Genomic DNA, 14,911 nt, shown 5'->3' with positions numbered 1-14,911 from the left:
GGGCGACAGGGGCTGCCCCTTCGCCCACCGAGCCTCCGAGGCCTTCGCCTGGGCGCGGGCGCCGTCGGCGTCGATCAGGGGCAGGGCGTTGAGCACCGGATTGAGCCGGGCCGCCCGGTCCAGGACCGCTTCCAGGACCTCGACGGGCGAGGCCTTGCGGGCGGCATAGAGGCCCGAAAGTTCGGCGGCTGAGGCGCGGGTCAGGTCCTGGGTCATGGCGGGGGTCTCCGTTGGAGGTTCAGACGAAGCTGGCGAGGCGGCCGCGGATGATCTGCTCGGCGTCGGCGATGATCCCGTCGATCAGATCCTTGCAGGTGGGGATGTCGTGGATCAGGCCCGCAACCATGCCGCAGGACCAGGCCCCGGCATCCATGTCGCCATCCTGCATGATGCGCGGATAGACCCCGCCGACTTCATGGATGATGTCCTCGAACTTCAGGTTCGGGCCGAGGGCCTTTTCCTTCTCGAGCAGGCGCTGGACGGCGGCGTTGTTCAGCACGCGCTCGGTGTTGCGCAAGGAGCGCATGACCAGGCGGGTGTCCAGCTCGGTGGCGTCCACGATGGCCTGCTTGACGTTGTGGTGGACCGGGGCCTCCTGCGTGGCGATGAAGCGGGTGCCCATGTTGATGCCGTCAGCGCCGAGGGCCAGGGCAGCCGCCAGCTGCCGGCCGTTGGCCACGCCGCCCGAGGCGACGAAGGGAATCTTCAGTTCCTCGGCCGCCCGGGGCAGGAGGACGAAGTTGGGCACGTCATCCTCGCCCGGATGGCCGCCGCACTCGAAGCCGTCGACGCTGATGGCGTCGCAGCCCACGGCCTCGGCCTTGAGGGAATGGCGGACCGAGGTGCACTTGTGGATCACCTTGATCCCCGCCGCCTTCAGGCCGGCCATGTACTTCTGGGGGTTGTTGCCGGCGGTCTCGACGATCGTCACGCCGTTGTCGATGATGGCCTGGATATAGCCGGGATAGTCCGGTGGGTTGATCGAGGGCAGAAAGGTCAGGTTCACGCCGAAGGGCTTGTCGGTCATTTCCCGGCAGCGGCGGATCTCCTTGCCGAGGTCATCCGGCGTGCGCTGGGTCAGGCCGGTGATGATGCCCAGGCCGCCGGCGTTGGAGACGGCTGCGGCCATCTCGGCCAGGCCCACGAAGTGCATGCCTCCCTGGACGATGGGATGCTCGATGCCGAACAGTTCGGTGATGCGGGTCTTCACGGGGGTAGCCTCCGGGTTTTGAGCTTTGCGTATGAAAACTGTGCGGCGCCGGGACCGGCAGGGCAAGAGGGCGCTTGGCGCTGGGGCGCGTCAGGCGCGGGCCTCGGCGACTTCCTCGCTGTGGGCATGGGCCCGCAGGGTCTCGGTCCAGATTTCGTGGAACAGGGGGCTGTCCTTCAGGAGGGTGCGCAGGTTGCCCCGGGCCGCGATCCGCCCGCCCTCGACCACCAGGATCTGGTCGGCCCGGCGGTAGGCCTCGAGCCGGTGCGATACGGCCAGGCAGGTGGGCCTGTCCTCCCCCTGCTCGAAGAGGCGGGTCCAGAAGGCGTGCTCGGTGCGCACGTCCAGGGCGCTGGAGGCGTCGTCGAAGACCAGCAGGTCCGGCCGCCGGGCGAACATACGGGCTGCCGCCGAGCGCTGGACCTGGCCGCCGGAGAGGGTGACCCCGCGGGTGCCAACCTGGGTGTCCAGGCCCTCGGCCAGTCGGGCGACGTCCTCCTCCATGACCGCCAGGTGGACCGCGCGCTCGAGGTCCTCTGCGGAGAGGTCCAGGCCCATGGCGATGTTGTCGCGCAGGGTCTCCGTGAAGAGGCGCGGGGTCTGGCCGGTGTAGGCGCAGCGCGGCGGCGTCAGGAAGGTGGCGGGGTCCTCGACTCGCTCGCCGTTCCAGAACACCTGGCCGGCCTGGGTGGGGAGCAGGCCCAGGAGGCCCCTCAGCAGGGTGGTCTTTCCGGCGCCGACCCGGCCTGTGACGACGGTCACCGTGCCCCGCTCCAGGGTGAAGCTGATGTCCTCCACCCCATTGCCGTTCCCGCCGTGCCGGCAGGTGAGGCCGCGGACCTCCAGGGTCCGCAGAGGGTCGTGGGGCCCGGTGGGCTCGGGGCCCTGGGGCGTCGCCTCGGTGACCCGCTCGAGGGGGGCGTCGCCGAGCAGCTTCTCGATCCGCATCAGGGCCACGTCGGCGGTGCGCTTGCGGGCCAGCAGCCGGCCGAGCCAACGGGGTGCCGATGTCGCTGCGCCCACATAGGCGGCGAACAGGGTGAAGTCGCCCACCGAGAACTCTCCGGCCTTCATGGCGCCGGCGGCCAGCAGGAGGATGACCCCGAGGGCCAGGCTGGAGGTCCCCGCCCCGAAGGTGTCCAGCAGGGTCACGTAGATCCGATGCCGGACAGCGGTCTTCCGGCGGGTCGCGTTGAGGTCTGCCAGCCGGCCGAGGACGCGGTCCTCCGCGCCCGCCACACGGACGGCCTGGACGGCGGTGAAGGTCTCGCCGACGAAGGAGGTGACCCGGGCCTCGGCCTCCCGCGCCACGCGGGAATAGCGGTGGATACCGGCGGTGATCCTCTGGGTGATGAAGACCATCAGGATCATCGGGGCGATGATGGCTAAGGTCACCTGGGCGTTGATGCCCCACATGATGGTCAGGGCCAGGACGGCGAAGATGGCCTGGCCGAAGGTGTCGACCCAGCCGTCCATCAGGGCGATGACCTCGCCCACGTCATCCCGGAACCGGCTCAGGGCCTCGCCCGAGGTGCCCGCCGAGGGGCGGGAGCCCCGGGCGAACACGATCCAGCCCATCATGTTGGTCCGGATCATCAGGCGTGAGGTCGAGGTGAAGGTCACGAAGGCCCAGACGGAGAAGTAGGAGACCACCAGGGGGGAGACCTGGACTACGAACCAAAGGCCCACCAGGCTCCAGACGTTGACGCCGGCCCGGGCGTGGCCGGAAAGGTTGTTGAAAATCTCCCTCTGCACCAGGCCCCCCAGCAGGGGCATGGAGTAGAAGACCGCGTACAGGGCCATGCTGACGCCGAACAGGCCGGGCCGGGCGGCAGCGATCCGTGCCGCCTGGCGGAAGGCGGTCTGGTCCGGCGGCGGCAGCGGCGGCGGCAGGGCACCGGCCTCTGGCCCGGGGGCGGGACGATCCACCTCGCTCACCCCATCACCTCCTCAAGCCCGGTGCGCAGGAGCTTGGCATAGGCCGAGGTGGGGTCGGCCTCCAGGTCAGTCCGTCGCCCGGTCTCCAGCAGGCGGCCCTGGTCGAGTATGGCGATCCGGTCGGCCCTCTGAACGGTCGACAGCTTGTGGGCGATGATGATGGCGGTGCGGCGACGCCCGGATCCGTCGGTTCCCAGGAGGCGGTCCAGGGCCTGCTCGATCCGCTGGTCGGTGGCCGGGTCGAGGCGCGAGGAGGCCTCGTCCAGGACCACCAGGCCGGGATCCTTCAGGAAGACCCGGGCGAAGGCCAGGAGCTGGGCCTCCCCCGCCGACAGCCCGCCGCCGGCCTTGAGCACGGTGGACAGGCCCTCCGGCTGGCGGCCCAGCCAGTCGCCGAGTCCCAGGTCGGTGAGCACCTCGTGGATGCGCGCGTCCGGCACCCCGGGGTCGAACAGGGTGGCGTTGTCCCGGATGGTGGTGTCGAACAGCTGGACCTCCTGGGTGACCAGGCCGATCCGGCCGCGCAACTCGTCCAGGCGCGCCTCGCGGATATCCGTCCCGTCCAGGGTCACGGTGCCCGCCTGTGGGTCATAGAGCCGGAAGAGCAGTCGGGTCAGGGTGGTCTTGCCGCTGCCGGTGCGGCCCAGGAGGCCGATGACCTCCCCCGCCGGAACCTGCAGGTCGAGGTCGCGGATCACAGGGGTGTCGACGCGGTAGGCGAAGGTCAGGCCCTGGAAGCCGACCTGGGGTGCCTGCATGCGCTGGCCCTCCCATCCCGCGCCGGGGCCGTCGGTCAGGGTAGGGGTAATGGCGCGCAGGTCGCCGATCCGCTTCAGGCTGGCCGAGGCCTGCTGGAACTGCTGCAGTTGCTGGCCGATCAGCATGATCGGCATGGCCATCATGCCAGCGTACTGCATGAACATGAAGACCGTGCCGATGGTGGCCTCGCCGCGCTGGAACAGCCAGATGCCGAGGGCAAGGGCGAGGCCGAAGCCGATCGAGAACAGGGTGCTTGCAGTCAGGAAGATCCAGTGCCCGCGCCGCGCCGCAGAGACGTTCGAAACCAGGAGCTCCTGGTTTACCTGGGCCATGCGCCGCATGACATGGCCGCCGCCGCCATTGGCCCGGACGTCGTCGAGGCCGGCGAGGCGCTCTTCCAGGAAGCCGGAGTAGGCCGACCAGGCCTCGCGCAGGCGCTCCCACCGCCCCCCGGCAATGCGCCGGATGGCGTGCAGGGCGACACCGGCGACGACGGCGAAGACCGTCAGCAGGGCCCCGATCCGCCAGTCCTGCAGGTAGAGCACCACAAGTATGCCCCCAAGGAGCAGGGCACCGCCGATGATCTGCAGGATGAACTGGGAGAAGAAGGCCGCAAGGGCGGCCACGTCGCCGTCGACCCGTTCGATCAGCTCGCCCGGCGACTTCGCCGTATGGAAGGCCATGTCGAGGTCGAGGGCGTGGGTAGCCAGGTCCTGGCGCATGCGGTTGGTCGCCGACCAGCCCAGCTGCTCGCTGAAAAAGGTCGAGCCGATCTGCAGCACCTGGGCGAGGAGGGTGACGGCGATGAACAGGCCCGCCAGCATCCAGAGCCTTTCGAGGGGGGCGTCGGCTCCGCCCTGCGCCGCCGTATCGATGAAGGTCCGGATGATCTGTGGCGAAGCCAGCTGGACCGATGTGCCCGCCACCAGGAAGACGGCGAGCGCCGCCAGCTTTCGGCCCTCGGGGCGCAGATAGTCTGCCAGCACGGACGCGCCACTGGCCGCCTTCGCACTCTCATTTCCGGTTGAACCCTGCCCGGTACTGGCCGACCGTGAACTCAACGCCCCGTGAACCTCGCCGGCCGCTTTTCGAGGAAGTGGGCCACGCCCTCCTTGAAGTCGTCGGACTTCAGGCTGAGGGCCATGTCGGCGTTGGCGTCGACGATCGCCTCGGAGAGGGACTGGAAGGGGCTGTTCCAGAGCTCACGCTTCATGATGGCGAGGGATCTGGGCGAGACCTCGGTGGCCAGCATGCGTGCATAGGCCGTGACGTCGTCCCGGAAGCTGGCGGCTGGGAAGACCCGGTTGACCAGTCCGATCCTCAGGGCCTCGGCGGCGTCGACCCGGCGGGCCGAGTAGAGCAGGTCCGCGGCGTTGGCCATGCCGACGATCCGCGGCAGGAGCCAGGAGATCCCGTGCTCGGCGATCAGGCCCCGGCGGGAGAAGGCGGTGGTGAAGACCGCCGCGTCCGAGGCGAGGCGGATGTCGGTATAGAGGGCCATGACCATGCCCAGGCCGGCGCAGGCGCCGTTGATGGCCCCCAGGATCGGCTTCGGGACCGCCGGGAAGTAGGGGTACTGGAGGCGGAAGTCCGGGCGCGAGGTGGGATCAAAGGCGTCCGGGCCGCCGCCGCCGGTCCCCCCTGCGGCCATGGCCCCCTGGAGGACCTCCATGTCCGCCCCGGCGCAGAAGCCGCGGCCGGCACCGGTCAGGACGATGACCCTCACGCCGGGATCGTCCGCCGCTGACCGCATGGCCAGGCGCAGTTCGCCCTCCATGACCCCGCGCCAGGCGTTGAGCCGGTCTGGCCGGTTGAGGGTGACCGTCGCCACCCCCGCCTCTACTTCGTAGAGGATGTCCTCATAGGCCATGTCGGCCGTTCCGGGGCCCGGGGGCCCCGCTCCCTCAGGCGTCCTTGCGGCGGTAGATCGAGCGCTTGGGCTGTGCCGTCACGCGGTGGATCATGGGCTCAAAGGCCGACAGGGGCATGGACTCATAGGCCGGGTCAAAGCTGTTCTGGTCGTAGAGATGGCAGAACTGGGCTGTGTACTCGAAACTGGGATGGCCCCGGAATTCGTCCCGCATGTCGCGGTCCAGGCCCAGGTGATGGAAGAAGTAATAGCCCTGGAAGATCCCGTGCTTGTCCATCATCCAGTAGTTCTGCTCGGAGATGTAGGGCTTCAGGATCATGGCCCCCAGCTCGGCATGGTTGGACGGCGCCAGGATGTCGCCCACGTCGTGAAGCAGGGCGCAGACCACGTATTCCTCGTCCCGGCCGTCGCGGTGGGCGCGGCTGGCGGTCTGCAGGGAATGCTCCAGACGGGTCACGGCAAAGCCGCCACTGTCTTCGCCCAGCATGTTCAGGTGGGCGATCAGCCGGTTCGAGAACTCGCGGTGGAAGGGCGCGCCAGCCTTGCCGATGGCCGCCCAGTCCTCGGCGGTGCTCTCGGTCATGGCGTGGAACTTCGCCTTCATCTGAATTTCACCGTCTGCCATGTCGGCCTCCCTGCCCTAGCCGCCGGAGCCTTGTCCGGCCAATTCAATAAGATTCATCGTGAGCCCGCCCCGGTACCCTGTCAACGCGTACCCGGCTTCGAAGTCAGGCCGCGCACCCCTGGGAAGTGGCGCGCGGCCTGGACAACAGAGAAGGCTTGGGCAAACCCGCACGGGGACCCGAAGGTCGTAGGGTCTGCGCAGTCCCCGCCTTCCGACGTCAGGTCACCAGAACTTGTAAAAGACGGAGATACCGTAAGTCCTGGGCGGGTTCATCCCCAGGGACTGCACCACGTTGGCATAGTTGGTCGGATTGGCCGGATCCGGCGCCAGGCGGGTGCCGCCGTTGGCCGAGTTGAAGGTCAGGTCGTCAAAGGCGTTCCGGACATAGGCCGTGACCGTGTACCGGCCCGAATAGGTCCGCCAGACCACCCGGAAGTCCTTGGAGTCCCAGGCCGGCGCCCGGTTGTAGTCGCGGGTGAAGAGGTTGCCGTAGGAGGCATCCCGCCAGACATAGTTGGCGCTGACGGTCAGGCTGCTGTCCTCCAGGAGCCAGGTGTAGTTGGCGTTGAGGGCGAACTTGCTTGCTGGGGCATAGGGCAGGCTGTTGCCCCGCAGGCTCTGCAGCACCTTGGTCTGGGTATCGTTGGGCGTGGTGTTCGGCGTGCTGACCGTGATGGCCGGCTGGGCGTCGGGGTCCTGGGCCAGGGGGTCCGCCACGTCGAGCACGCAGGCCCTGGTATCGGCTGTGCTGCAGCCACTCTTCACCTCAGTCGGATTGTAGGAGTAGCTCGCCAGGAAATCGAGGCCCCGGATCGGCTTCCAGTTGGCCTCGACCTCGATGCCCTTGGACTCGGATTCCGGGACGTTCAGGAACCGGGTCTGGATAACGTTGCCGAGCTCGGTCTGCACCAGGACCCGGATCGGGATCTGCAGGTCCTTGTAGTTGTAGAGGAAGACGGCGGTGTTGATCCGCAGGGTCGAGCCGATGTCCTTCTTCAGGCCGATCTCGTAGGCGTCCACGGTTTCCGCGTCCGTGGAGGGCGAGGGTACAATTTCGGCGGCATTGAAGCCCCCGGACTTGTAGCCGCGGCCATAACGGAAATAGGCGTTGGTGCCCCCATCCGGGTTCCATTCGACCCCGAGGGTGCCGGTGACGCCCGACCAGTCGTTCTCGAGCTGACGGTTGGCGCGGCCGGTCGCCGGGTCGATGACGTAGTTGACCCACTTGGTTGCGGACTGCTGGCTCGGCGCTGTGCTGATGCCCTCCACCTTGGCTGCGGCCTGGGAGGGATAGCTGGCGGCTAGCAGGGTGGTGATATCCAGGGCCTGGCCACCCACCAGGGTGCCATAGACGCGGGGGTCGCCGATGCAGGAGTTGGTCATGCAGAGGGACCGGAAGGACTCGAAGCCTTCCTTATGGTCGGCCGTATACCGCAGGCCGGCAGTAAACTGCCAGACATCGCGGAACTTCCAGTCGACCTGGCCGAAAACCGCCCGGCTCTCGGTCGTCATGTCATAGTCGAAGAAGTAAAACTCGCCCCGGGGGTTCAGGGCGCTCCCGAGGGGGTTGCCGACATTCGCACCTGAGGGCGTCAGGGCACCGGGTTGGGTTGAGTAAGAGATCTGCGGGTTGTGGTAGGTGTCCTTGAAGTAATAGAGGCCCGCGATCCACTGGAACGGGCCCTCCTGGTTGGAGGAGATGTTCAGCTCGTGGCTGAACCAGGACTTGTCCTCGATATAGCTGAAGCGGTTGCCGCTGGCGTCGATAGTGAGCGGCTTGCAGCCCGGCACATACTGGCAGGTGTTCAGGGAAAACGAGGGCGAGACGTTCAGCGGCACCTGGAAGCTCAGGATCGGCAGGCCGTCGCTGTCGGAATAGGAGTCGTACTTGTAGGAGTCGTAGCCGCCGACGTACTTCACATCAAAAGCGTCGAATTTCTGGGTGTACTGCGCCGTCAGGATATTGATGCCAGTGTTCTTGATGCGGGTCTGGAAGTCGGTATTGGCGGTCCGCGGGTCCTTGAGCTGCGGGTTGGTGGTCACAGTCCCGACCTGGACGTGGTTGGGCTGGGTCAGGCCGAAGGCGGGGTTGATGGTCAGGGCATCCACGCCGGAGTAGTTGTAGGAATACTCCCTGTCGCCCAGGTTCCCGCCGCTGTTTCCAGACTGGTTGAACCACTTGGGCTTGGCGTACTTCACCCACAGGTGACCGCGCTCGCCCACGTCGACGTCGGCTTGAACCTCAAGGTAGTTGTTGTTGATAGCATCCTTGAAGCGGTTACCTGTGGCCACGTTCCGGAAATAGCCTTCCGTCTGCTCGACGTACTGTCCGTAGAACTGAAGCCGGGCGAAGTCGGTGACCGGCCCTGAAACCAGAAGCTCGTAGTTGTGCAGGCCATAGGTGCCGAGGGTGACGCGGGCCTCACCGGCCTTGGTGTTGGTCGGGCGCCTGGAGATGACGTTGATCGCGCCGCCAATGGCGTTGCGGCCGTAGAGGGTGCCCTGGGGTCCCCGCAGGACCTCGATCCGGTCGACGATCAGGGTCGACTTGCCGGCTTCGGCCACGGAGGTGGTGTAGAAGCCGTCCGAATAGGTCGCCACGGCTGCGTCCGAAGACAGGCGGTTGGTCAGGCGCCCGACGCCGCGGATCGACGCGCGGTCGAGGCCGGAATTGTAGGTCAGGCCAGGGGTGAAGTTGGTGATGTCCTGGATCGAGACGATCCCGGTCGTCTCCCGCTGCTTGGCGGTAAAGGCCGTGATGGCGATGGGCACGTCCTGCAGCTTCTGCTCGCGCTTTTCCGCCGTGACGATCAGTTCACCGATGGTTGTGGCTTCGACCTCGGCCGCCTTGCGGCTGGTCTGCTGGGCCATGGCGACGCTGGCCGCAGCCAGAACCGTGAGGGCAGCACCCGCCGCCCAGGCAGTTTTCTTGTACATGTTTCTTCCCCAACCCTGGCCGAAGGTTTCTGAGTGACCCCGGCATCATGGAGGAGGCTGAAGCTTCAGTGCCCTTGCGTCAATCCTTTTAGCATCCGGTATGCTCAAAATTCCGAAAACGTGTAGCAAGGACGACGATGGCGGAGGGACCCGCGTTCAAAGCAAATTCGGGTCCCAGAAATAGAAACGCCGCCCCCGTTTCCGGAGGCGGCGCGCCTGAAGCCTCGGTGGAGGCAATCAGAACTTCTTGCGGACGCCGACCTTGAAGGTCCGGCCCAGCGGGTTGCCGACGAACGGGTCGTAGCTCATTTCGATCCGGGCCTGGGCGGGCTTGGTGTCGAGGATGTTGAACATCGTGGCCGTCAGGGTCAGGTCGTTGGGCAGCTGCAGCCGGTAGGTCAGGTCGTGGCTGATGAAGGCGTCCTGCTTCAGACCGAAGGTGATCAGGGTGCAGTTGGTCGCCGTACCCGCTGTGGCGTTGGCCACATTGCAGTTTGTGGACGACCCGGTCTGGATCGTGGTCGGGCCGCGGTCATCCTTGACGCCGTCCACATAGTTCATGGTCCACCGGACATTGTGAATGTCGCGGTTGTAGTCGGCGTAGAACTGGCCGCGCCAGTCCGGGATGGTACCCGGCAGGCGGTTGTAGTTGGTCAGTCCGACCGCGTCGTAAGCGCCCGAGACGGTGACGCCCGAAAACTTGAAGGCCGCCTGCTCGAAGTTGAGCACGTAGCTGACAGTTCCGCCCACATGCAGCTCGCCGCCGAAGAGGTCGTCGAAGCTGTAGTCGACGTCGGCGTCTATGCCGGTGGTCTTGATGGCCGGACCATTGGTGGTGTCAGACCGAACCCGGGCGATGTCATTGCCGACCGTCACGCCCTGGATGCAGGCATTGTTGTTGTTGAAGGTGATCAGGTAGCGGACGCCGCTGGAGCAGTTGGCCAGCTGGCTGCCGTTCCCGACGCCGGCCACCGCCGTGGCGACCACGTTGGCTGGAACCGTGGTGATCTGGTCCTTCAGGTCATAGGACCAGTAGTCCAGGGTGGCGGTCAGGGAGTCCGTCTGGACGATGGCGCCGACCGAGAAGGTGGTCGCCGTCTCGGCCTGGGTGCCCGGGTTGCCGAAGAAGTCCACGGACTTGAAGTTGTTGCCCGCTGCGGCGATGCCGGAGAGGCCTGTGGAGCCGGTGGGCGCTACGTTTCCCGCCGTGGGACCCCGGAAGGAGGTGCCGACCGAGCCGCGGACGGCCAGCCAGTCCATGATCTGCCACTTGGCGCGCAGCTGAGGATTGGTGGTCGACCCGGTCTGGCCGCCATAGTCCTCGTAGCGGATGGCCAGCTGGGCGTTCAGGGCGTCAGTGATCGGCAGGTTCATTTCACCGAACACGGAGTAGACGCTCTGTTCCAGGCGCAGGTTCTTGTTCTGGCCCAGGAAGATGTAGGGGCCTGTCGGGAAGGCGCAGCTCGTAGAGCCTACCACCGGGCAGGGCGTGATCTCCGCGTTGTAGAACGGGCTGTCGATCTGCTGGAGGAAGGTGACCTTCCGGTACTGGGTGCCGAGGGCCCAGCCGATGTCGCCGCCCGGCAGGGCGAAGACCGGCAGCTTGCCGTTCAGAACCGCGTCGACCACGAAGGTATCCTGCTGCGCCCGGTACTTCTGGCGGTCGAACAGCCAGGCCACCAGGGACTTGGAGTTCGCATTCGTCGAGACGAAGCCGGGGTTGGTCAGGCCGCGCGCCGGGTTGCCGGCGTAGCCGTTCGAGAAGGGGTTGAAGTACTGGCAGCCGTTGGCGCCGGCGGTCGTTCCCGTGCAGGCCGCGCCGCCGAGGCCGTTCAGGGAGCGCTGCAGCCGGTCGATCAGGATGTCGGTGGTCTGCTGGTCCTGCATCTCGCGGATGTAGGTCATGGACACGTCGTAACCGATATCCGCGATGCCCGTGTCGCCCGAAAGGTCGCCGACGATCCGCACTTCCTCGTACTTCCGGCTGCCGCTCTGGCCGCCCCGGCCGCCCGTGGTCGGGTTGCCGCCGTTGCCGAGGGGACGCCAGAGGGTGGCCAGGGCGCTCTGTGCCGTCCCGATCAGGGCGCTGTTACCGGTCTGGGTCAGGAAGGTGTTGAAGCCAGGGTTGGAGGCCGCAACGCTGTAGACGTTGACCGAGCCCGGGCCGTTGGGCCCTGAAGTCGGCGGATAGCCCGGCGAGAACCGGTAGTCCGGCTGCGAGGTCTGGGTGTAGAGGGCCTCGACGTGGAACTTGGAAGAGTCCCCGACGTCGGCGTTGAACTCGCCGTAGAGCTGATACTGGTCCTGCTCCTCGACGATGTTGTCGAAGGGGATGTAGCTGAAATAGCAGGCCGGGGTTGTGCCGCTGAAGCCGGCATAGCCGCCGACGGCGGTGCAGTTGGCGTCAACCGCGAGGCCCACGGTGGTGCCCGTGCCGCCCGCGCCGTTCTTGATTGACCAGACGCCCGGATTGCCCAGGACGGACCAGCCCGAGGGGTTCTTCGTATAGGGCGCGATCACCCAGTCGCGCTCGACGTTGGCGAGTTGGCCGCGGTGCTTGAAGCCGGCGCTGAGCAGGATGTTGGAAGTGTCGCCCACCCAGCCGTAGAGGACGTTGGCATTGTAGTCGCCGCCGTCCGAACCCGGCACGAAGCGATAGTCGGCTCCGACCTCGAGGCCGCTGAAGTTCTTGCGGGTGATGAAGTTGGCCACGCCGCCGATGGCGTCCGAGCCGTAGGTCGCTGCGGCGCCGTCCTTCAGCACCTCGACCCGGCCGATGGCCGACTCCGGCAGGAGGTTGGTGTCGGAGGTATAGCCGGCGAAACGCTTGCCATTCAGGAGCACCAGGGTCCGCTGGGCGCCGAGGCCGCGGATGTTGATGGTGCCGCCGCCGTTGCGGCCCTGGGAAGCGGTGGAGAACTGGTTGGAGTCACCCAGGACCGGGCCCGAGATCGGCAGGCTCTTGATGATGTCGAGGATGGAGGGCGAGCCGCGCTTTTCCAGGTCTTCCTGGTTCAGGACCGCGACGGGGATGGCGGTGTCCTTGGGCGTGCCCTGGATGAAGGAGCCAGTGACGACGACTTCCTCGACCGTGTTGGCCTTGGTTTCGGCGGCCTTCTTGTCCTGGGCCTGGGCGGCACCCGCCACCATGAGGCCGGCCGCGACCGCGATCGCTGACGCGCCATAGAAATAATGACCCTTCATCGTACGTTTCCTCTCCCTGCGCCTTCGGCCTGATTGCCCGTTATCGGCACCCTTGAACCTACATTGCCCGGTCTTCAGGGATACCGCTATTACATTTTTATCACATTTCGGGACGGTGGCGCCGCTTTCGTCCAAACAAGAACGTTTCCAGGTACCTAAGACTCAAAGTGCTGTTGAAATCGCCTCATTCTCTGGTTTATCGAGCCTGCCTAAGCTTCAGACCCGCAGGGGAGAAACCCTGGGGACGAACCAGAGGGCGTCCACGGCTCCCGGCAGGGCGGTCTCGATGACGGTGTTGTACATGTGAGCGATGCGCACGGGCGTGTCCGGCGCCTGCCGGGCGTCCAGCAGCACCGGCCGGTCGAACCGGGCTGCCAGCCGGGCATTGAGAGTATCGGCTCCGAAGTCCGCCCGGCGCGGAAGGTCCGGCAGGGGCTGGGAGTCCTCGCCGCCGCCGTAGATCATCCAGACGATGAACATGGGCAGGCCCAGCTCGCGGCCGATATGGTGGCCAAGCGAGGACGTCCGCCCGCCGCCCGGGCCGACGATCCCCGGGGCGGAGATGGCCGCATCGTCCCGGACCAGGTGCAGGGCGTGGCCCATCAGCACCAGCCGGCCGGGGCTGAGGGCCCGGATGGACGCCAGCCGCCGCTTCATGGCGTCCTCCCGGAAGGCCATGGCCGGTGCGGTCTCGGCGTAGGTCGCGGCCGTCTTCACGAGGCCGGTATAGGTCAGGCCGTCGATGAGGGCCGACAGGTCGGCGCGGGCGAGGCGGTCGAGCCCCGCAGGCGCCTCCGCGGCCAGGGCGGTGAGCCGTGTTGTCTCTTCCTCCAGGGTCTCGCCCGGACGGCGCGCCAGGGCGGCCCTCCAGGCCTGTGGCGCGCCTGTGGCGTCCAGCCGGGCGAACAGGTCGACATAACCGCCGTCATGCCCCGCCGCCACGTCGAAGCCATGGAGGGCCTGAGGCGAGAGCGCCCGGTAGAAGCGCGTCTGTTCGGCGCGCATGAGCGCAAAGGGATAGGTCTCCAGAGAGGCCCGGAAGATCCCGGTGGGCCGGTCATCCCGGTCGGCCCGCGCCTCTCCACTCCAGCCGAACAGGGACAGGCGGTCGAAGACGGCCTCGTCCCGGGTCTCGAAATACCGGGCCAGCCGCCGCCCGTCGGACCAGCCCAGTTCCTCGGCCCAGACGTTGAAGCCCAGCCTGCGGGCCTCCCGCGCCATGGCGATCCGGAAGTCGCCCTTCTCATGGACGAAGTGGTTGAACTCGCCCAGCACCAGGACCTCGGCCTCGCCTGTGTCGAGGTCGGCGGGGTCGAGGACCGCCCGGTCGAGCCAGGCGTCCAGGGCGTCGGTCACGCCAGCAATTCCGGTGGATAGGCGGCGTAGGAGTGCTTGAGGGTGGCGTGGTTGAGCAGCATCTCGGCCACCTGCTCGGTCCCCGTGGAGTCGAAGATGCGGGTGCGCACCCAATAGGACTCCGTGCGCTTGCTCTGGGCCAGGGCGGCGATCTCGCGGCGGATGACATAGTCCTCGCCGACGAAGAGGGGCCCCTTGATCAGGCGGATTTCCTGGTCGGCGAACAGGCCCACGGCGGGGCCCTTCACCGGGAAGCGGGCGGTGCCCGAGGAATACTCCGCCAGGACACTGATCATCTCGAAGGGGATGATGGGCCGGCCCCAGGGCGAGCCGGAGGCGTCGGAATACCAGGGCGAGGTCTCGGTGATGACCTTCAGCTTGTCGTTGAGGCTGAAGGGATAGAGGGCGCCCATGTGCTGGTCGGCGTCCATACGCACCCGCTCCTCGGCGACGCCCTTCAGGCCTAGGTGCAGGTCCTCCAGGATCACCAGCTGGCCCGGCGGGCGCAGGGCGGCCATGCGACCCTCCAGCAGGGTCTGGCCGTGGTCGGGTCCAAGGCTGGCGGAGGCCTCCAGCACCGGCGTGCCATCCGCCTTCTCGGCCCAGACGCGGGTGGAGGTCGCGCCGGCGGCGGGAACCTCGGCAAAGGCCCGGACCTCCTCGCCCTCCACCACCATGTTCAGATAGTGTGAGGAGATACAGCCGCGCTCGAACCAGGCTTGGCCCCAGATCTGCTGCAGCAGGGGCGGAAAGAGGCTGAAGTGGGTCGGTCCCTCGATGGGGCCTGCCCGGAAGCCGAGCTTCTCGGCCGTGGCGTCGTCATGGATGGAGGCATGGCCGCCATACGCCTGGTCGGCCAGCATCTGGCGGGGCCCGCGCAGGGGGCCACGAAGGACGAGGGGAGTGTCAAAGCTCATGCTGGCGGGCCTCCTGTCCCGGGTGGCTTCAGGCGGATTTCTGCTTCCGGTATGCCCTGCAGACCGGATTGTCCGCCCGGTCCCGATCCTATAGG

9 protein-coding genes and 1 pseudogene are annotated in these 14,911 nt (G+C 67.1%); all 10 read right to left on the bottom strand.

Annotated elements, in window-relative coordinates; all coding sequences use genetic code 11:
- Positions 1 to 216, bottom strand: a pseudogene (locus WCJ52_RS00515) (hypothetical protein); the annotation flags it as partial.
- 22 nt (positions 217 to 238) lie between these two features.
- Positions 239 to 1,210, bottom strand: coding sequence for a nitronate monooxygenase family protein (locus WCJ52_RS00510; protein ID WP_336901327.1), 972 nt, complete (start codon positions 1,208 to 1,210; stop codon positions 239 to 241).
- Positions 1,211 to 1,300: 90 nt separating this feature from the next.
- Positions 1,301 to 3,148 carry an ABC transporter ATP-binding protein gene (locus WCJ52_RS00505; protein ID WP_336901326.1) on the bottom strand — a complete coding sequence of 616 codons (1,848 nt, stop codon included), beginning with the start codon at positions 3,146 to 3,148 and terminating at the stop codon, positions 1,301 to 1,303.
- Positions 3,145 to 4,893 carry an ABC transporter ATP-binding protein gene (locus WCJ52_RS00500; RefSeq protein ID WP_336901325.1) on the bottom strand — a complete coding sequence of 583 codons (1,749 nt, stop codon included), beginning with the start codon at positions 4,891 to 4,893 and terminating at the stop codon, positions 3,145 to 3,147. Before WCJ52_RS00500 ends, WCJ52_RS00505 begins: the two co-directional genes overlap by 4 nt.
- Positions 4,894 to 4,964: 71 nt before the next feature.
- Positions 4,965 to 5,777, bottom strand: coding sequence for an enoyl-CoA hydratase (locus WCJ52_RS00495; protein ID WP_336901324.1), 813 nt, complete (start codon positions 5,775 to 5,777; stop codon positions 4,965 to 4,967).
- A gap of 34 nt (positions 5,778 to 5,811) precedes the next feature.
- Entirely contained in the window at positions 5,812 to 6,402 is a 591-nt protein-coding gene (locus WCJ52_RS00490) for an HD domain-containing protein (protein ID WP_336901323.1), read from the bottom strand.
- A 222-nt stretch (positions 6,403 to 6,624) separates the two neighbouring features.
- Positions 6,625 to 9,339: a TonB-dependent receptor gene (locus WCJ52_RS00485; protein WP_336901322.1), complete on the bottom strand. Its 2,715-nt coding sequence runs from the start codon at positions 9,337 to 9,339 to the stop codon at positions 6,625 to 6,627.
- A gap of 237 nt (positions 9,340 to 9,576) precedes the next feature.
- Positions 9,577 to 12,543: a TonB-dependent receptor gene (locus tag WCJ52_RS00480; RefSeq protein ID WP_336901321.1), complete on the bottom strand. Its 2,967-nt coding sequence runs from the start codon at positions 12,541 to 12,543 to the stop codon at positions 9,577 to 9,579.
- A 216-nt stretch (positions 12,544 to 12,759) separates the two neighbouring features.
- Positions 12,760 to 13,899, bottom strand: a complete 1,140-nt coding sequence (locus WCJ52_RS00475; RefSeq protein WP_336901320.1) for a hypothetical protein — start codon at positions 13,897 to 13,899, stop codon at positions 12,760 to 12,762.
- The gene (locus WCJ52_RS00470) at positions 13,896 to 14,816 is read right to left on the bottom strand and encodes a hypothetical protein (protein WP_336901319.1); all 921 of its coding nucleotides are present in this window, start codon (positions 14,814 to 14,816) and stop codon (positions 13,896 to 13,898) included. The genes WCJ52_RS00475 and WCJ52_RS00470 overlap by 4 nt, the downstream gene beginning before the upstream one ends.
- Between the last annotated feature and the right edge of the window lie 95 nt (positions 14,817 to 14,911).

Origin of the sequence: Phenylobacterium sp. (genome assembly GCF_037138395.1) — a bacterium.
Classification (GTDB): Bacteria; Pseudomonadota; Alphaproteobacteria; order Caulobacterales; family Caulobacteraceae; genus Phenylobacterium.
The sequence above is the reverse complement of the archived record's forward strand: the minus strand, read 5'-3'. Positions and strand labels throughout refer to the sequence as shown.